This window comes from Pseudomonas nabeulensis (assembly GCF_004682045.1).
Lineage (GTDB): Bacteria > Pseudomonadota > Gammaproteobacteria > Pseudomonadales > Pseudomonadaceae > Aquipseudomonas > Aquipseudomonas nabeulensis.
The window spans coordinates 83958-102283 of record NZ_QUZT01000011.1; the positions used below are offsets into that span (position 1 = coordinate 83958).

Sequence of the window (18326 nt, forward strand, 5' to 3'; positions counted from 1 at the left end):
TGCGGCCGATTTCTACCTATAAAAATACCTAAACCGTGGAACCTTAGAATGAGCACAGCAATCAGTCCGACTGCTTATAACTATAAGGTAGTCCGCCAGTTCGCCATCATGACGGTGGTCTGGGGGATCCTTGGCATGGGGCTCGGGGTGTTCATCGCCTCGCAACTGGTTTGGCCGGAATTGAATTTCGGTTTGCCATGGACGACCTTCGGTCGCCTGCGCCCGCTGCACACCAACCTGGTGATCTTCGCCTTCGGTGGATGTGCCTTGTTTGCCACCTCCTACTATGTCGTGCAGCGAACCTGCCAGACGCGACTGATCTCCGACGGCCTCGCCGCCTTCACCTTCTGGGGCTGGCAAGCAGTCATCGTCGGCGCAGTGGTCACCCTGCCACTGGGCTACACCACCACCAAGGAATACGCCGAGCTGGAATGGCCCATCGCCATTTTGCTCGCCATCGTGTGGGTGACCTATGCCGTGGTGTTCTTCGGCACCATCGTCAAGCGCAAGACCAAGCATATCTACGTCGGCAACTGGTTCTACGGTGCCTTTATCCTGGTGACGGCGATGCTGCACATCGTCAACCACGCCTCCCTGCCGGTCAGCCTGTTCAAGTCCTATTCGGCCTACGCCGGGGCGACGGATGCGATGATCCAGTGGTGGTACGGGCACAACGCGGTGGGGTTTTTCCTGACCACCGGTTTCCTGGGGATGATGTACTACTTCGTGCCGAAACAGGCCGAACGTCCTATTTACTCGTACCGCTTGTCCATCGTGCACTTCTGGGCGCTGATCACCCTGTATATCTGGGCGGGCCCACACCACTTGCACTACACCGCGCTGCCGGACTGGGCGCAGTCGCTGGGCATGGCGATGTCGATCATCCTGCTGGCTCCGAGCTGGGGCGGCATGATCAACGGCATGATGACCCTGTCGGGCGCCTGGCATAAATTGCGCACCGACCCGATCCTGCGCTTCCTCGTGGTGTCCCTGGCGTTCTACGGCATGTCGACCTTCGAAGGGCCGATGATGGCGATCAAGACCGTCAACTCGCTGTCCCACTACACCGACTGGACCATCGGCCACGTACACGCCGGCGCCCTCGGCTGGGTGGCGATGATTTCCATCGGCGCGCTGTACCACATGATCCCCAAACTGTACGGCCGCCCGCAGATGCACAGCGTCGGCCTGATCAACGCGCACTTCTGGCTGGCCACCATCGGCACCGTGCTCTACATCGCCTCGATGTGGGTCAACGGCATCACCCAAGGCCTGATGTGGCGTGCGATCAACGATGACGGCACCCTCACCTACTCCTTCGTCGAAGCGCTGCAAGCCAGCCACCCGGGTTACATCGTGCGCGCCCTGGGCGGTGCATTCTTTGCCTCCGGCATGTTCCTGATGGCCTACAACGTCTGGCGCACCGTGCACGCCGCCGACCCTGTGGAAGCCGAAGCCGCCGCCAAGATCGCCGTTGTGGGAGCCCACTGATGAAGCATGAAGTAGTCGAGAAGAATATCGGCCTGCTGGCCTTCTTCATGGTCATCGCCGTGAGCATCGGCGGCCTGACCCAAATCGTCCCGCTGTTCTTCCAGGACGTGACCAACAAGCCGGTGGAAGGCATGAAGCCGCGCACCGCCCTTGAACTGGAAGGCCGCGACGTCTACATCGCCAACGGTTGCGTGGGCTGCCACTCGCAGATGATCCGCCCGTTCCGCGCCGAAACCGAACGCTACGGCCACTACTCGGTGGCCGGCGAAAGCGTGTGGGACCACCCGTTCCTGTGGGGTTCCAAGCGCACCGGGCCGGACCTGGCCCGTGTCGGCGGGCGTTACTCCGATGACTGGCAACGTGCGCATTTGTACAACCCGCGCAACGTGGTGCCTGAGTCGAAAATGCCGGCGTACCCGTTCCTCGTGGAAAACAAGCTCGACGGCAAGGACACCGCGAAGAAGATGGAAGTCTTGCGCACCCTGGGCGTGCCCTACACCGACGAAGACATCGCCGGTGCAGCCGCCGCCGTGAAGGGCAAGACCGAAATGGACGCATTGGTGGCCTACCTGCAAGGCCTGGGCACCATCATCAAAAGCAAACGGTGACCTTCATGGATATCGGGATGATTCGAGGCCTGGGCACCGTTGTGGTGATGGTGGCCTTTGTCGGCCTGGCGCTGTGGGTGTTCAGCCCACGGCGCAAGTCGGAGTTTGACGACGCGACCATGCTGCCCTTTGCGGATGATCCCGAAGCCATCAAGCACGTCGAGCAAGCTTCTAGGAGTAACAAAGAATGACTACGTTCTGGAGTCTGTACGTCACAGTCCTCAGTCTGGGTACCATCTTCGCCCTGACCTGGCTGCTGCTGTCGACCCGCAAGGGCCAGCGCACCGAGCAAACCGACGAAACCGTCGGCCATTCGTTCGACGGCATCGAGGAATACGACAACCCGCTGCCCAAGTGGTGGTTCATGCTGTTTGTCGGCACCATCGTCTTCGCCCTTGGCTACCTGGTGCTTTACCCAGGGCTGGGCAACTGGAAAGGTGTGCTGCCGGGCTACAACTACCTCGACAACGACAAGCAAACCCCCTTCGCCAACGGCCAGACCGGCTGGACCGGCGTGCACGAATGGGAAAAGGAAATGGCCAGGTCGGACGCCAAGTTCGGGCCGATCTTCGCCAAATTCGCCGCGATGCCGATTGAAGACGTGGCCAAGGACCCGCAAGCCTTGAAGATGGGTGGCCGCCTGTTCGCCTCCAACTGCTCGGTGTGCCACGGCTCCGACGCCAAGGGCGCCTACGGCTTCCCCAACCTGACCGACGCCGACTGGCGCTGGGGCGGTGAACCGGCAACGATCAAGGAAACCATCATGAAGGGCCGTCATGCGGTGATGCCGGCCTGGGCTGAAGTCATCGGCGAACAAGGCGTGGCTGACGTGGCGGGCTTTGTGCTGACCAACCTCGATGGGCGCAAACTGCCGGAAGGCGCCAAGGCCGACGTGGCCAACGGCGAGAAACTGTTCGCCGCCAACTGCGTCGCCTGCCACGGTCCACAAGGTAAAGGCACTCCGGCGATGGGCGCGCCTGACCTGACGCATCCGGGTGCGTTCATCTACGGTTCGAGCTTTGCCCAGTTGCAGCAGACCATTCGTTACGGCCGCCAGGGCCAGATGCCGGCGCAGGAGCTGTTGCAGGGCAATGACAAGGTGCACTTGCTGGCGGCGTATGTTTACAGCTTGTCCCATGGGGATAAGAAGGCTGAGGAACAGTAAACACACCGCCAAACAATGTGGGAGGGGGCTTGCCCCCGATGGCGGTGGGTCAGTTACAAATGCACTGACTGACACACTGCTATCGGGGGCAAGCCCCCTCCCACATTGAATCTCCAGTGGTTTGAAGACCGGGTCAGCCAAAACCGACCATACTTGCCAGGTCAATTGATCCAGGTCACGAAGGTCGCCGCCTTTCAACGCCACCGCAGGCGTATCATTACGCCACTGCAACAGTCTATTTTTGACCCCGACTGGCACGTACTGGCCGAGGCAAATCTCCACCGCCGTGGGATGCAATGATGAGCAAGCAGATACCGGTACATGACGTTACCCCACCGAACAAAACCGTCGACCTCTACGCCTCGCGCGAGAAAATCTACACCCGCGCCTTCACCGGCCTGTTCCGCAATTTGCGTATGCTCGGCGGTGCCTGTTTGTTCCTCCTCTACTTCGGCACCGTATGGCTGAACTGGGGTGGCCACCAGGCGGTGTGGTGGAACCTGCCGGAGCGTAAATTCTTTATCTTTGGCGCAACCTTCTGGCCCCAGGACTTCATCCTGCTCTCGGGCATTCTGATTGTTGCGGCGTTTGGCCTGTTCTTTATCACCGTGTACGCCGGGCGCGTGTGGTGCGGCTATACCTGCCCGCAAAGCGTGTGGACATGGATCTTCATGTGGTGCGAAAAAGTCACCGAAGGCGACCGCAACCAGCGCATCAAGCTCGATAAAGCACCCATGGACGCCAACAAGTTCCTGCGCAAATTCAGCAAACACACCCTGTGGCTGCTGATTGGCCTGGTCACCGGCCTGACCTTTGTCGGCTACTTCTCGCCGATCCGCCAATTGGTGATCGACTTTTTCACCGGCCAGGCCGATGGCTGGTCGTATTTCTGGGTCGGTTTCTTCACCCTCGCCACCTACGGCAACGCCGGCTGGCTGCGCGAACAGGTGTGCATCTACATGTGCCCGTATGCGCGGTTCCAGAGTGTGATGTTCGATAAGGACACCCTGATCGTCTCCTACGACCCACGCCGCGGCGAACTGCGCGGCCCACGGAAAAAAGGCACCGACTACAAGGCCCAGGGCCTGGGCGATTGCATCGATTGCACAATGTGCGTGCAGGTGTGCCCCACCGGTATCGACATTCGCGACGGCCTGCAAATCGAATGCATCGGCTGCGCCGCCTGTATCGACGCCTGCGACAACATCATGGATAAGATGGAGTACCCACGCGGCCTGATCAGCTACACCACCGAGCACAACCTGTCCGGGCAGAAAACCCATAAGCTGCGCCCACGCCTGATCGGTTACGCGCTGGTGTTGCTGGCGATGATCAGCCTGTTGGTGGCGGCGTTCTTCATGCGTCCGCTGGTGGGGTTCGACGTGAGCAAGGACCGTGTGCTGTACCGCGAAAACGCCGAAGGCCGCATCGAAAACGTCTACAGCCTGAAGATCATGAACAAGGATCAGCGCGACCACACCTACGTGCTCGACGCCGCCGGCCTGCCGGACCTCAAGCTGCAAGGCCGACGTGAAATCAAAGTCGCTGCCGGCGATATCGTCAGCATGCCGGTGGAGCTGTCGAGCGCACCGGAACAATTGCCGTCGAGCACCAACGAGGTGAAATTCATCCTCACCGACGCCGATGACGCCAGCGTCCATATTGAAGCCAAGAGCCGATTTATCGGCCCCCAAGTTCGTTGAATACAGAGAGCCGAACCATGTCCGTAGCAACTGCCGCAAGCCCTTGGTACAAGCACCTCTGGCCCTGGATCATCATTGGCATCCTGGCCTGCTCGGTGACGTTGACCTTGTCCATGGTGACCATCGCGGTAAAGAACCCGGACAACCTGGTCAACGACAACTATTACGAGGCCGGCAAAGGCATCAACCGCTCCCTGGACCGCGAACTGCTGGCCCAAACCCTGCAACTGCGCGCCAAGGTGCACCTGGATGAACTGACCGGTGAAGTCGAGCTGCACCTCACGGGCTACAGCAACCCGAACACGCTGGAACTGAACCTGATCTCCCCGACCCAGCCGGAAAAAGACCGCAGGATCGCCCTGACCCGTAGCGACAGCGAACCCGGCCGCTACATCGGCCAGGTCACCGACAAGGTCGAAGGCCGCCGTTTCGTGGAATTGCTTGGCGTGGAAGGCGACCGGACCTGGCGTATGTTTGAAGAAGAACAGGTCAGCCATGCCAAGGACTTGCTGCTGGGGGATGAGCCGTTGCAAGGTGCCGAGGACCTGAAAAAATAGAAAAGCCTGCGCTTCGCGCATCGGGGGCAAGCCCCCTCCCACATTTGACAGGTTTCACCAATAGATATGTGTAAACCCATTCCAGTGTGGGAGGGGGCTTGCCCCCGATGAGGCCCTAACAGCCACTAAAGATCCCAACCCATGCCCACCCCCTGCTACCACTGCGCCCTCCCCGTCCCCTCCGGCAGCCGTTTCACCACGGTGATCCTCGGTGAGCGCCGTGAACTCTGCTGCCCCGGTTGCCAGGCCGTGGCCGAAGCCATCGTGGCCGGTGGCCTGGAAAGCTATTACCAGCACCGCAGCGAAGCCTCCGCCAACCCCGAGGCCCTGCCGGTGCAATTGGTGGACGAACTGGCGTTGTACGACCGCGCCGACGTGCAAAAACCTTTCGTACGCCACGCAGGCGACCTCGCCGAAACCACCCTGTTAATGGAAGGCATCAGCTGCGCCGCCTGTGGCTGGCTGATCGAAAAACACCTGCGCAGCCTGCCCGCCGTGGCCGAGGCGCGCCTGAACCTGTCCAACCATCGCCTGCACGTAAGTTGGGCCGACGGGCAGTTGCCCTTGAGCCAACTGCTCAGCGAGTTGCGCCACATCGGCTACGCCGCCCACCCCTATCAAGCCGACCGCGCCGCCGAACAACTGGCCAACGAAAACCGCCGGGCCTTGCGCCAGCTCGGCGTAGCGGGCCTGCTGTGGTTCCAGGCGATGATGGCAACCATGGCCACCTGGCCGGAATTCAATATCGACCTGAGCCCGGAGCTGCATGTGATCCTGCGCTGGGTCGCGATGTTTCTCACCACCCCCATCGTGTTCTACAGCTGCGCGCCGTTTTTCAAAGGCGCCCTGCGTGACCTGCGTACACGCCACCTGACCATGGACGTGTCGGTGTCCCTGGCCATCGGCGGGGCCTATCTGGCAGGCATCTGGACTGCAATCACCGGCGTCGGCGAGCTGTATTTCGACGCGGTGGGCATGTTCGCGCTGTTCCTGCTGGCTGGCCGCTACCTGGAGCGCCGCGCACGGGAACGCACAGCGGCGGCCACGGCGCAGTTGGTCAATTTGCTGCCCGCGTCGTGCCTGCGCTTGAAGCGCGATGGGCAAAGCGAGCGCATTCTGCTTAGCGAACTGGCCCTGGGCGACCGCGTGCTGGTGCATCCCGGCGCGGTATTGCCGGCGGACGGGGTGATTCTCGACGGCCAATCCAGCATCGATGAGTCCCTGCTCACCGGCGAGTACCTGCCGCAACCGCGTCGAGCGGGCGATGCCGTGACCGCAGGCACCCTGAATGTGGACGGCGCCCTGACTGTCGAAGTGCGCGCCCTCGGCCACGACACACGCCTGTCGGCCATCGTGCGCCTGCTGGAACGGGCCCAGGCCGAGAAGCCGCGCCTGGCCGAAATCGCCGACCGCGCCGCGCAATGGTTCCTGTTGTGCTCTCTGATCGCCGCTGCGGTGATCGGCCTGGTGTGGTGGGAGCTGGATCCATCGCGAGCATTCTGGATCGTGCTGGCAATGCTGGTGGCGACCTGCCCGTGCGCACTGTCCCTGGCCACACCCACCGCCCTCACCGCCGCCACCGGCACCTTGCACAAACTCGGTTTGCTGCTGACCCGTGGCCATGTACTGGAAGGCTTGAACCAGATCGACACGGTGATCTTCGACAAGACCGGCACCCTCACCGAAGGGCGCCTGGCCCTGCGGGCGATCCGCCCTCTGGGCACGCTGAACAGCGACCTCTGCCTGAGTCTGGCCGCCGCCCTGGAAAACCGCTCCGAACACCCGATTGCCCGCGCCTTTGGCCGCGCACCGTTGGCCGCCGATGAAGTACTCAACACCCCCGGCCTCGGCCTGGAAGGCCGGGTCGGCGAGCGACAGCTGCGCATCGGCCAACCGGGGTTTGTGTGCGAACTGAGTGGCTGCCCTGTCCCGCCTTCGCCGAATGAAGCCGGGCAGTGGCTGCTGCTGGGCGACCGCGACGGTGCGCTGGCCTGGTTTGTGCTGGACGACCGCCTGCGCAGCGATGCCCCGGCCCTGCTGGCGGCCTGCAAGGCGCGTGGCTGGCGGACATTGCTGCTGTCGGGGGACAGTTCGCCGATGGTGGCCAGCGTCGCTGCCGAACTGGGAATCGACGAAGCCCGTGGCGGCCTGCGTCCCGACGACAAGCTGCAAGTGCTGCAACAACTGCACCAGCAAGGCCGCAAAGTGCTGATGCTCGGCGATGGGGTCAACGATGTGCCGGTGCTGGCCGCCGCCGATATCAGCGTGGCCATGGGCTCGGCCACCGACCTGGCCAAGACCAGCGCCGATGCGGTACTGCTGTCCAACCGCCTGGACGCGCTGGTGCAAGCCTTTACCCTGGCGCGCCGCACCCGCCGGGTCATCATTGAAAACCTGTTGTGGGCCGGGCTGTACAATGGCCTGATGTTGCCGTTTGCCGCCCTGGGTTGGATCACGCCGATCTGGGCAGCGATCGGTATGTCCCTCAGTTCGTTGACCGTGGTGCTCAACGCCCTGCGCCTGACTCGCTTGCCGAGCGCGCCGGCCGCAAGCGCCCCCACCGTAACCCGCCCGCTGCCGGCCTGAGCCGCGTGGGCCTGGAGTACAGATGCCAGCTCTCTACGTGATGATCCCAGCGGCGCTGTTATTGGTGGGTGTCGCCATCTACATCTTCTTCTGGGCCGTGGACAGCGGCCAGTACGACGACCTCGACGGCCCGGCCCACAGCGTGCTGTTCGACGACCAGGACCCCAATCACCTGGCCGGTATCGAAGAAGCCAACCACCCCGAACAACCGCCCAAAGACCCGCCCCATGCTTGAACTGGCGCCGCTGCTGATCTCCGCGCTGATCCTCGGCCTGCTCGGTGGCGGCCATTGCCTGGGCATGTGCGGCGGCTTGATGGGCGCGCTGACCCTGGCGATTCCCCCGGAACAACGCAGCCGTCGCTTGCGTTTGCTGCTGGCGTACAACCTGGGGCGCATCCTCAGCTATGCCACCGCTGGCGTATTGATCGGCCTTGCCGGCTGGGCGGTGGCAAATAGCCCGGCGGCAATGTTTATGCGCGTGCTGGCCGGGTTGCTGCTGATCAGCATGGGCTTGTATCTGGCCGGTTGGTGGAGCGGCCTCACCCGTATCGAAGCACTCGGTCGCGGCCTGTGGCGGCATATCCAGCCGGTTGCGGGCCGTTTGCTGCCGGTGTCCAGCCTGCCCCGAGCCTTGCTGTTGGGCGCGCTGTGGGGCTGGTTGCCGTGCGGGTTGGTCTACAGCACCCTGCTGTGGGCGGCGAGCCAGGGCAACGCCTTCGACAGTGGCCTGCTGATGCTGGCATTCGGGCTGGGCACCTGGCCGGTACTATTGGCTACGGGCCTGGCGGCTGAGCGAATCACCGCCGTGCTGCGCAAACGCAGCGTGCGCATGGCCGGTGGCCTGCTGGTGATGCTGTTCGGCATCTGGACCTTGCCGGGCCCACACCAGCACTGGCTAATGGGCCACTAAAAGGCGATGTGGCATAGCGCCGCTCCCCGTTGATGCAAATCAACATGCACCCGCCGCCACGCCCCTAGACTCGGCTCACTAGCCTATCCCGGGGACCGCCCGCATGCTCGACGCCATTCGTTGGGACACCGATCTGATTCACCGCTATGACCTGGCGGGGCCGCGCTATACGTCCTACCCCACCGCCGTACAATTCGACAGCCAGGTCGGCACGTTCGACCTGCTCCACGCCCTGCGCGACAGCCGCAAGGCGGTGCGACCGCTGTCGCTGTATGTGCATGTGCCGTTCTGCGCGAACATTTGCTACTACTGCGCCTGTAACAAAGTGATCACCAAGGACCGTGGCCGCGCCCAGGCGTACCTGCAACGCCTGGAGCAGGAAATCCAGCTGATGGCCTGCCACCTCGACCCGAAACAGCCGGTGGAACAGTTGCACTTTGGCGGCGGCACCCCGACCTTTCTCAGCCACGATGAACTGCGCCAGGTCATGGGCTGCCTGCGCCAACATTTCAATTTGCTCGACGACGACTCCGGCGACTACGGCATCGAGATCGACCCTCGCGAAGCCGACTGGGCCACCATGGGCCTGCTGCGCGAGCTGGGTTTCAACCGTGTGAGCATCGGCCTGCAAGACCTCGACCCCGAGGTGCAGCGCGCGGTCAATCGCCTGCAAAGCCTGGAAGAAACCCGCGCCGTGATCGACGCGGCGCGCACCCTGCAATTTCGCTCGATCAACATCGACCTGATCTACGGCCTGCCCAAGCAGACCCCGCTGAACTTTGCGCGCACCGTTGAGGAAGTGATCCGCCTGCAACCGGATCGCCTGTCAGTGTTCAACTACGCACACCTGCCGGAGCGCTTCATGCCCCAGCGGCGTATCAACACCGAAGAGCTGCCCTCCCCGGCGGAAAAGCTGTTGATGCTGCAAACCACCATCGAGCAATTGACCCAGGCCGGTTACCGCTACATCGGCATGGACCACTTCGCCCTGCCGGATGACGAACTGGCCATTGCCCAGGAAGAAGGCACCCTGCAACGCAACTTCCAGGGCTACACCACCCACGGTCACTGCGACCTGATCGGCCTCGGGGTGTCGGCCATCAGCCAGATTGGCGATTTGTATTGCCAGAACAGCAGCGACCTCGCCGCGTATCAGAACACCTTGGCCAGCGCGCAACTGGCCACCAGCCGTGGCCTGGTGTGCACCACGGATGATCGGTTGCGTCGGGAAGTGATCCAGCAGCTGATCTGCAATTTCAGCCTGGCCTTCGACCTGATCGAACAGGCGTTCAACATTGATTTTCGCGGGTATTTCGACGAAATCTGGCCACAGCTTGAGGCCATGGCCGCCGACGGCTTGATCGCGCTGGATGCACAGGGCATTCAGGTGTTGCCGGCTGGGCGGTTGCTGGTGCGGTCGGTGTGCATGGTGTTCGACGCTTACCTTGAGCATCAGAACCGGCAGCGGTTTTCGCGGGTGATTTGAGTGCGGCTACTTCATCAGCAGACTGGTCACCTTCATCGCTTCCTCGGCGCCCATGTCTTTCATCGCCTTGGTCAAGGATGCCTGGGCCGTGGTCAAACTGGCCTGCAGTGCGCCTAGCGCCGACTGCAGAGCAGCAACCTTGGCCTGGGCCTGCTCGGGGCTCAGTGACTTGTCAGCCATCACCGCTGCCAGCTCGGCCTGCTTCTCGGCGATTTGCTTTTTGATTTCACGGATCATCTTCAGCAATTGCTGGACGGTATCCGACAGGCCGCTGTCTTCGATATCACTGTTGGAGGTTTTCTCGGCGGCTGCCGCTTTCATCGCAGCACCGGAAATCACCACCGACACCGCAGGCTTGGCCTCAGCAGTCGTCGGAGCATCGACAACCGCGCCTGCGCTGGCAGTCTTTTTGGTTTCAGGTGCTGTCGCAATCTGCGTGCGTAGCGCCAGATCAAGCGTCAAGGAAGGCATCTTGTGAACATCCGGGTTCGAGGGGTATTAACAGGCAATCGGCACACCCTGAAAAATCTTTATACCCCTGCCTGTTTTTTGTACAGGCTGGCCTCCTCGCCCCCCAGTGCGTTACCCTTACGTCTTATGTGTGTTTTCCCACAAGGATTTAAGAAATGTCCGAGCCAGTCAAACTGCGCGCTCACAGCCAGGCTCATTGCAAGGATTGCAGCCTGGCGCCCCTCTGCTTGCCACTTTCGCTGAATTTGGAAGACATGGATGCGCTGGACGACATCGTTAAACGCGGCCGCCCGCTGAAAAAAGGCGAGTTTCTGTTTCGCCAGGGCGACAAGTTCGATTCCGTTTATGCAGTACGTTCGGGTGCGTTGAAGACGTTCAGCCTGAGCGACAGCGGCGAAGAGCAGATCACCGGTTTCCACTTGCCCAGCGAGTTGGTGGGCTTGTCGGGCATGGACACCGAGATTCACCCGGTGTCGGCCCAGGCGCTGGAAACCACGTCGGTGTGCGAAATCCCCTTCGAGCGCCTCGACGAACTGGCCCTGCAACTGCCGCAATTGCGCCGTCAGTTGATGCGGGTGATGAGCCGCGAAATCCGCGACGACCAGCAAATGATGCTGCTGTTGTCGAAGAAAACCGCGGACGAGCGCATCGCCACGTTCCTGGTCAACCTGTCGGCCCGTTTCCGCGCCCGTGGGTTCTCGGCCAATCAGTTCCGCCTGAGCATGTCGCGCAACGAAATCGGCAACTACCTGGGCCTGGCGGTGGAAACCGTGTCCCGCGTGTTCACTCGCTTTCAGCAGAATGAGTTGATCGCTGCCGAAGGCAAGGAAGTGCACATTCTCGACCCGATCCAGCTGTGCGCGCTGGCCGGTGGTTCCCTGGAAGGTTGAGACAGCGGCTTGCGGCCGCGCCAATCGGCGAGGCCGCAGGTATACTTCGAGTCCGTTTCCAGCCCCAGGACTCTTCGACGATGACTTTCGATTCGTTCGACATCAAATCCCTGATCCGCCCCGTCATCGACTTCCCCAAGCCTGGGGTGATCTTTCGTGACATCACGCCGCTGTTCCAATCGCCCCGAGCCCTGCGCCTGGTGGCAGACAGCTTTGCCCATCGCTATGTCGAGGCCGATTTCACCCATATTGGCGCGATGGATGCGCGTGGGTTCCTGATCGGCTCGATCATCGCCTACCAGCTGAACAAACCGCTGATCCTGTTCCGCAAGCAAGGCAAACTGCCGGCTGATGTGCTGGCCGAGGGTTACCAGACCGAATACGGCGAGGCGTTCCTGGAAGTGCATGCCGACAGCCTGTGCGAGGGTGATTCGGTGCTGATGTTCGATGACTTGATCGCCACGGGCGGCACCTTGATCGCAGCGGCGAACCTGGTGCGACGCATGGGGGCGAGGATCTTTGAAGCGGCGGCGATTATTGATTTGCCGGAGCTGGGTGGGTCGCAGCGCCTGGAAGATATGGGGATTCCGACGTTTTGTTTGACTCAGTTTGGGTTGACTGAACAGTAATTTTTGTTGCCTGTACCGGCCCTATCGGGGGCAAGCCCCCTCCCACACTGACTGTGTTCACAATTCAAAATGTGTGAATGCAGTCAATGTGGGAGGGGCGGTGCGACGATTCGACTTGCCCCCGATAGGACCCTAAAAATCACCACAAGGCTAAAGCCCCATCTGCTTGCTGATGATCTCGTTCATCACCTCCCGCGTCCCCCCGCCAATCGACAGGATGCGGTTATCCCGATACAGCCGCTCCACCAGGCTGCCGCGCATATAGCCCTGCCCGCCCAGGATCTGCACCGCGTCGTACGTGACCCGGTCGGCCGTGTCGGTCGCCAGGTTCTTGGCCATGGAAATTTCCTTGATCACACTGTTGCCCGCCGCCATCTTCGCCGCCTGGCGGTAGGTGAACTCCCGCGACACTTCCACCGCCGTGGCCATTTCCGCCAGCCGGTGCTTGAGCACCTGGAACTTGCCGATGGGTTTGCCGAACGCTTCGCGCTGGGCCGCCCACTTGAGGCTTTCCTCCAGCGCCAGCTGCGCCGTCATGTTGGCCATCAATGCCAGGGCCAGGCGTTCACTTTGGAAGTTGCCCATGATGCAGGCAAAGCCCATGTTCTCGGCGCCGATCAGGTTGCCCACCGGCACCCGGCAGTCGTCGAAAAACAATTCAGCCGTGTCTGACGCCCACCAACCCATTTTTTTTAAAGGCTGGCCGGTGCTGAATCCAGGGGTGTCTTTTTCGATCAGCAGCAGGCTGATACCGCCGAAGCCTGGCCCACCCGTACGCACGGCGACGGTGTAGTAGTCGGCCTGGATGCCGCTGGTGATAAAGGTCTTGCTGCCGCTGACGCGGTAATGATCGCCCTCGCGTAGGGCGCGGGTTTGCAGGTTGGCCACATCGGAGCCGCCGCCGGGTTCGGTGACGGCCAGGGCGATGATCTTTTCGCCTGCCAGCACCTGCGGGACCACGCGGTCGCGCACGTCGGGTCGAGCCCATTTGATGACGGGCGGCAGGCCGATATCCAGTGAGCCGAGGCCCGCCACCACCCCGCCAGAACCACAACGCATCAGTTCTTCGCTGGCGGCAACCTTGGCGAACAGGTCGCCTTCATGGCTACCGCCCAGGCCTTCGGGATAGCCGATCCCCAGGATCCCCGCCGTGCCAGCCTTGAGGTACAGCTCACGGGGAAAGCTCTCGGCCTCCTCCCACTGCTCGATACCCGGCAGCAGCTCACGCTCGACAAAACGGCGCACGCTGTCGCGGACCAATTGGTGGCTGGGGTCGAAGTAATCCTGATAGGCAGACATCGGCAAACTCCACGCAGAGGTGGAGGGAAATTACCAAGCGCTTGCTTGGTTTTCAAGCGATCACAAATTTCACCTACAACACAAAGCTAATGTGGGAGGGGGCTTGCCCCCGATAGCGGTGGGTCAGCTACAAATGCTGTGACTGACACACTGCCATCGGGGGCAAGCCCCCTCCCACATTTTGTCCTGCAGTGTGCTTTAGAGCGCGATGGGTTTACGACCTGCAAACGAATGCGCCAGGGTGCCGCCATCCACCAATTCCAGCTCGCCGCCCAACGGCACACCGTGGGCAATCCGCGAGGTGATCAAGCCTTTGTTGGTCAGCAGTTGGGCGATGTAATGCGCCGTCGCCTCACCTTCCACGGTCGGGTTGGTGGCGAGGATCACTTCGGTGAACGTGCCCTGCTCTTCAATGCGCGCCACCAGTTGCGGAATGCCGATGGCTTCCGGCCCCAGGCCATCGAGCGGCGACAAGTGGCCCTTGAGTACGAAGTAGCGCCCGCGATAACCGGTCTGCTCCACGGCGTACACATCCATCGGCCCCTCAACGACACACAGCAGCGTGTCATCGCGGCGCGGGTCGGCGCACTGCGGACACAGTTCTTCTTCGGTCAGGGTGCGGCACTGGCGGCAATGGCCTACGCCCTCCATGGCCTGGCTCAGGGCCTGGGCCAACCGGGTGCCGCCGCTGCGGTCACGCTCCAGCAGTTGCAGCGCCATGCGCTGGGCGGTTTTCTGGCCGACGCCCGGCAACGTGCGCAGGGCGTCGATCAGTTGGCGAATCAGGGGGCTGAAGCTCATGGGGGAAGGGTCCGACAAAACAACGAGACGCGGTTTATACCCGCGCCCCGGATTAGCGTCAAATGCGTACGACCAACTTGCCGAAGTTGCGCCCTTCGAGCAAACCGATAAAGGCTTCGGGGGCTTGCTCCAGGCCCTCCACCACGTCTTCGCGGAATTTGACCTTGCCGTCGCGCACCCACGGCACCATGGCGCTGATGAATTCCGGCTGACGATCACCGTAGTCGTCAAACACGATAAAGCCCTGGATGCGCACGCGCTTGGTCAGCAGCACGCGTTGCAGCGCCGGCAAGCGATCGGGACCGCTGGGCGCTTCATGGGCGTTGTAGCCTGCGATCAGGCCGCACAGGGGAATGCGCGCCTTGGGGTTGAGCAGCGGCACCACCGCGTCAAACACCTTGCCGCCGACGTTTTCAAAATAGATGTCCACGCCCTTGAAGCAGGCCAGGGCCAGATCATTGGCGAAGGTCGCGCTCTTGTGGTCGATGCAGGCATCAAAGCCCAGTTCGTCCACCACATAGCGGCACTTGTCCGCACCGCCGGCGATACCTACCACACGCAAGCCCTTGAGCTTGGCCACCTGCCCCACCACCGAGCCCACTGCTCCGGATGCGGCCGCCACCACCAGGGTTTCCCCGGCTTTCGGCTGGCCGATATCCATCAAGCCCATGTAGGCGGTCATGCCCGGCATGCCCAACACGCCCAAGGCCATGGAGGGGCTGGCCAGGCCCTTGGGCACCGGGATCAGGTTGCTGCCATCGGAAATGCTGTGGCTTTGCCAGCCGGTGGAGCCGACCACCAGGTCGCCTACCTCAAACTTCGGATTACGTGACTGTTCGATACGGCTGACAGCGCCACCGGTCATGACCTCGTCGATTTCTACTGGTGCAGCGTAGGACGGCGCGTCACTCATGCGGCCACGCATGTAAGGATCGAGGGACAGATACAGGGTTTTGAGCAGTACCTGACCGTCTGCCAACTCTGGGAGGTTTACACGTTCCAGACGGAAGTTTTCCGGGGTTGGCGCGCCCTGTGGGCGTGAGACCAGGACAATGCGCTGGTTCAGAATCGGTTCTTGAGGCATCAGGGGCTCCTTTTACAAATCCATCGGTATAGGGTGCAGACCGTGCTTGTGGTGCCGGGGTTCGATCAGATTGGCACAAACAAAAATGCCAGGCACGGAGCCTGGCATTTGATTGTAGCTAACGCTCGCCGATCAGAACGGCAGCTTCATGCCCGGTGGCAGTTGCATGCCAGCGGTCACGCCGCCCATTTTTTCCTGGCTGTTGGCTTCGATCTTGCGCACGGCGTCGTTGACGGCCGCGGCAAACAGCGCTTCGAGCATTTCCAGGTCATCTTCGCCTACACCCGGCAATACGCTTGGGTCGATGCTGACGCGCTTGATGTCGTGACGACCGGTCATCACCACGCTGACCATATCGCCACCGGCTTTACCGGTGACTTCGGCGTTGGCCAGTTCTTCCTGCATCTTGGCCATCTTTTCCTGCATCTGCTGCGCCTGCTTCATCAGGCCGGCCATGCCACCTTTCATCATGGGAATCACCTCAAAGTACGTGGATCAAGTTAGTCGCCCGGTGTCAGGATGCCTGGGGCACCGGGGCTTCGACAGGTTCAATAGTATCGTGGCGGACCACCGCACCGAACTGTTGCATCATTTGTTGGATGAGCGGATCAGCGTGGATCGAGTCTTCGGCTTCGCGCTGGCGGTTGATACGTCGGCGTGTCGCGGCCTGGGCCGGGGTTTCCTGCTCAGGCTTGATCAACTCGATGGCGATGGTCAGCGTGCGCTCATGGTACTGGTTCAGGGCATCGTTGAGGCGACGTTGCTGGGTGGCGTTGAACAGGGCGCTATGGGCCGGGTCCAGGTGCAACAGCCAGTGGTCGCCTTCGATGGAGATCAGCGTGCAGTTGGCGGCGATGCTGCCGGTCATGCCGGAGATCGGCAGTTTCGGGAACAGCTCCAGCCATTGCAGGGCCAGGCCGGTGGCCGGCGCCGCAGCGGGCTCGGGTTCAGGCTCCGGGGCCGGCTCGGCGGTGTGTTCGCTGGCCAGGTCGTCCAGGTAGCTGTAGGCCGAATCCATGTCCGGCTCGATGTAGTCTTCGTCCAGCGGCGGCTCGTCGTCATCGATGCCGGGAACCGCTGCCTCCACTTGGGCAACGGTCGGCTCGGGCACCGGCGCAGACACCCACTCCGGCGCGTCCGGCACCACGCTGTCCGGGGTCGGCGTGGGCATCGGCGTGAGTTCGGGCTGCTCGCCGGTGGTCTCCAGCACGGGCTCCACCGCAGGCTGTTGCTCGACCTCAGGCTCGACCTCGGCGTCTACCGGGTCGTTCCAGGGCAAATCGACCACGGGTTCTGGCTCGGGCACGACAACCGGTTCCGGCTCAACCACAGGCGCCGCCACAACGGGCACGGGCTCTGGCACAGGCGCAGCAACCACTGGCGCAACCACCGCCGCGCCAGCCACTGGTTTGGCGGAATCAACTGTGGCCTGGCTGATCCCCACTGGCTTTAGCGGCTGTCTCGGCGCGTCTGCCGAGTCGGCGGGCCGGAAGGCCAGCATCCGCAGCATGACCATTTCAAAGCCACCGCGCGGCTCCGGCGCCAGGGGCAAGTCCCGGCGACCGATCAGGCCCATCTGGTAGTAAAACTGCACATCTTCGGCCGGCAGCGCCTGGGCCAGGGCCAGCACGCGGTCACGGTCGCCATGGCCGTTGTCGACACCTTCCGGCAGGGCCTGGGCGATGGCAACGCGGTGCAACACATTGAGGATTTCCGACAGTACGCCGTTCCAGTCCGGACCTTGCTCCGAGAGGTGGCGCACGGCTTCGAGCAACGCCTTGGCATCGCCTTCGATCAGCGCGTGCAACACGTCAAACACCTGGCCATGGTCGAGGGTGCCGAGCATGGCGCGCACGTCGGCGGCCATGACCTTGCCCTCACCAAAGGCGATGGCCTGGTCGGTAAGGCTCATGGCATCGCGCATCGAACCATCGGCGGCGCGGCCAAGCAGCCACAGCGCGTCGTCTTCGAAGGGTACGTTCTCGACGCCGAGCACGTGGGTCAAATGCTCGACCACCCGCTCAGGGGTCATGTTTTTCAGGGAGAACTGCAGGCACCGCGACAGAATAGTTGCAGGAAGTTTCTGCGGGTCGGTGGTGGCCAGGATGAACTTCACGTAGGGCGGCGGCTCTTCCAGGGTTTTCAACAAGGCGTTGAAGGAATGGCTGGAGAGCATGTGCACTTCGTCGATCAGGTAGACCTTGAAGCGGCCACGGCTGGGCGCGTACTGCACGTTGTCGAGCAGTTCACGGGTGTCCTCGACCTTGGTACGGCTCGCGGCGTCGATCTCGATCAGGTCGACAAAGCGCCCTTCGTCGATTTCCTTGCACACTGAACAGGTGCCGCACGGCGTGGAAGTGATACCGGTTTCACAGTTCAGGCATTTGGCGATGATGCGCGCAATGGTGGTCTTGCCCACCCCACGGGTGCCGGTGAACAGGTAGGCGTGGTGCAGCCGCTGGCTGTCCAAGGCATTGATCAGAGCCTTGAGCACATGGGTCTGGCCGACCATTTCGCGGAACGAGCGCGGACGCCATTTACGTGCAAGAACCTGATAACTCATCGAAAACCGTCGCAACTGGGAAACAGAAGCCGGTAATGCTAGCGGAGCAAGGGGGAAATTGCATCCGGCACGCTCGCCTAAT

The 18326-nt window shown here is 62.1% G+C and carries 18 protein-coding genes; 12 read left to right on the forward strand and 6 right to left on the reverse strand.

The features are described from left to right. Nucleotides 1-48 precede the first annotated feature (48 nt). The 10 genes from ccoN to hemN all read left to right on the forward strand — a co-directional run bounded on the left by ccoN (nt 49) and on the right by hemN (nt 10507). The gene (gene ccoN, locus DYL61_RS08610; RefSeq protein ID WP_105694758.1) at nt 49-1491 is read left to right on the forward strand and encodes a cytochrome-c oxidase, cbb3-type subunit I; all 1443 of its coding nucleotides are present in this window, start codon (nt 49-51) and stop codon (nt 1489-1491) included. Beyond that, a complete protein-coding gene (gene ccoO, locus DYL61_RS08615; protein WP_003193167.1) occupies nt 1491-2099 on the forward strand; it encodes a cytochrome-c oxidase, cbb3-type subunit II in 609 nt (202 codons plus the stop codon). The genes ccoN and ccoO overlap by 1 nt, the downstream gene beginning before the upstream one ends. Before the next feature lie 5 nt (nt 2100-2104). After that, on the forward strand, nt 2105-2290 hold the full coding sequence (locus DYL61_RS08620) for a CcoQ/FixQ family Cbb3-type cytochrome c oxidase assembly chaperone (protein ID WP_005790274.1): 186 nt from the start codon (nt 2105-2107) through the stop codon (nt 2288-2290). Continuing rightward, nucleotides 2287-3264 (forward strand): cytochrome-c oxidase, cbb3-type subunit III, encoded by a 978-nt coding sequence (gene ccoP, locus DYL61_RS08625; protein WP_135307978.1) that lies wholly within the window; start codon nt 2287-2289, stop codon nt 3262-3264. The genes DYL61_RS08620 and ccoP overlap by 4 nt, the downstream gene beginning before the upstream one ends. 299 nt (nt 3265-3563) lie before the next feature. Then, nucleotides 3564-4967 carry a cytochrome c oxidase accessory protein CcoG gene (ccoG, locus tag DYL61_RS08630; RefSeq protein WP_135307979.1) on the forward strand — a complete coding sequence of 468 codons (1404 nt, stop codon included), beginning with the start codon at nt 3564-3566 and terminating at the stop codon, nt 4965-4967. Nucleotides 4968-4984: 17 nt separating this feature from the next. Next, nucleotides 4985-5524, forward strand: a complete 540-nt coding sequence (locus DYL61_RS08635) for a FixH family protein (protein WP_105694755.1) — start codon at nt 4985-4987, stop codon at nt 5522-5524. A gap of 141 nt (nt 5525-5665) precedes the next feature. Beyond that, a complete protein-coding gene (locus DYL61_RS08640; RefSeq protein WP_135307980.1) occupies nt 5666-8110 on the forward strand; it encodes a heavy metal translocating P-type ATPase in 2445 nt (814 codons plus the stop codon). Nucleotides 8111-8132: 22 nt separating this feature from the next. Next, nucleotides 8133-8345 carry a cbb3-type cytochrome oxidase assembly protein CcoS gene (gene ccoS, locus DYL61_RS08645; RefSeq protein ID WP_033900568.1) on the forward strand — a complete coding sequence of 71 codons (213 nt, stop codon included), beginning with the start codon at nt 8133-8135 and terminating at the stop codon, nt 8343-8345. Next, nucleotides 8338-9021 carry a sulfite exporter TauE/SafE family protein gene (locus DYL61_RS08650; RefSeq protein ID WP_135307981.1) on the forward strand — a complete coding sequence of 228 codons (684 nt, stop codon included), beginning with the start codon at nt 8338-8340 and terminating at the stop codon, nt 9019-9021. The genes ccoS and DYL61_RS08650 overlap by 8 nt, the downstream gene beginning before the upstream one ends. 103 nt (nt 9022-9124) lie before the next feature. Continuing rightward, the gene (gene hemN, locus DYL61_RS08655) at nt 9125-10507 is read left to right on the forward strand and encodes an oxygen-independent coproporphyrinogen III oxidase (RefSeq protein ID WP_135307982.1); all 1383 of its coding nucleotides are present in this window, start codon (nt 9125-9127) and stop codon (nt 10505-10507) included. A gap of 6 nt (nt 10508-10513) precedes the next feature. Here the strand turns inward: hemN and DYL61_RS08660 are convergent, their stop codons facing one another. Beyond that, nucleotides 10514-10978, reverse strand: coding sequence for a hypothetical protein (locus tag DYL61_RS08660; RefSeq protein ID WP_135307983.1), 465 nt, complete (start codon nt 10976-10978; stop codon nt 10514-10516). 155 nt (nt 10979-11133) lie between these two features. On the opposite strand from DYL61_RS08660, the gene fnr reads away from it, so the two are divergent. Then, nucleotides 11134-11868, forward strand: a complete 735-nt coding sequence (gene fnr, locus DYL61_RS08665) for a fumarate/nitrate reduction transcriptional regulator Fnr (RefSeq protein WP_016979302.1) — start codon at nt 11134-11136, stop codon at nt 11866-11868. A gap of 80 nt (nt 11869-11948) precedes the next feature. Continuing rightward, on the forward strand, nt 11949-12497 hold the full coding sequence (locus DYL61_RS08670; protein WP_105697546.1) for an adenine phosphoribosyltransferase: 549 nt from the start codon (nt 11949-11951) through the stop codon (nt 12495-12497). 150 nt (nt 12498-12647) lie between these two features. On the opposite strand, the gene DYL61_RS08675 is transcribed toward DYL61_RS08670, so the two are convergent. The 5 genes from DYL61_RS08675 to dnaX all read right to left on the reverse strand — a co-directional run bounded on the left by DYL61_RS08675 (nt 12648) and on the right by dnaX (nt 18244). After that, on the reverse strand, nt 12648-13796 hold the full coding sequence (locus DYL61_RS08675; RefSeq protein ID WP_135307984.1) for an acyl-CoA dehydrogenase family protein: 1149 nt from the start codon (nt 13794-13796) through the stop codon (nt 12648-12650). Between the two features lie 198 nt (nt 13797-13994). Next, nucleotides 13995-14597: a recombination mediator RecR gene (gene recR, locus DYL61_RS08680; RefSeq protein WP_014719453.1), complete on the reverse strand. Its 603-nt coding sequence runs from the start codon at nt 14595-14597 to the stop codon at nt 13995-13997. Nucleotides 14598-14655: 58 nt separating this feature from the next. Further along, the gene (locus DYL61_RS08685; RefSeq protein ID WP_135307985.1) at nt 14656-15681 is read right to left on the reverse strand and encodes an NADP-dependent oxidoreductase; all 1026 of its coding nucleotides are present in this window, start codon (nt 15679-15681) and stop codon (nt 14656-14658) included. A gap of 132 nt (nt 15682-15813) precedes the next feature. Further along, complete coding sequence (locus tag DYL61_RS08690; RefSeq protein WP_003175481.1) at nt 15814-16152, reverse strand: YbaB/EbfC family nucleoid-associated protein; 339 nt, start codon at nt 16150-16152, stop codon at nt 15814-15816. Nucleotides 16153-16195: 43 nt separating this feature from the next. Beyond that, nucleotides 16196-18244 carry a DNA polymerase III subunit gamma/tau gene (gene dnaX / locus DYL61_RS08695; RefSeq protein WP_135307986.1) on the reverse strand — a complete coding sequence of 683 codons (2049 nt, stop codon included), beginning with the start codon at nt 18242-18244 and terminating at the stop codon, nt 16196-16198. Nucleotides 18245-18326: the final 82 nt, after the last annotated feature.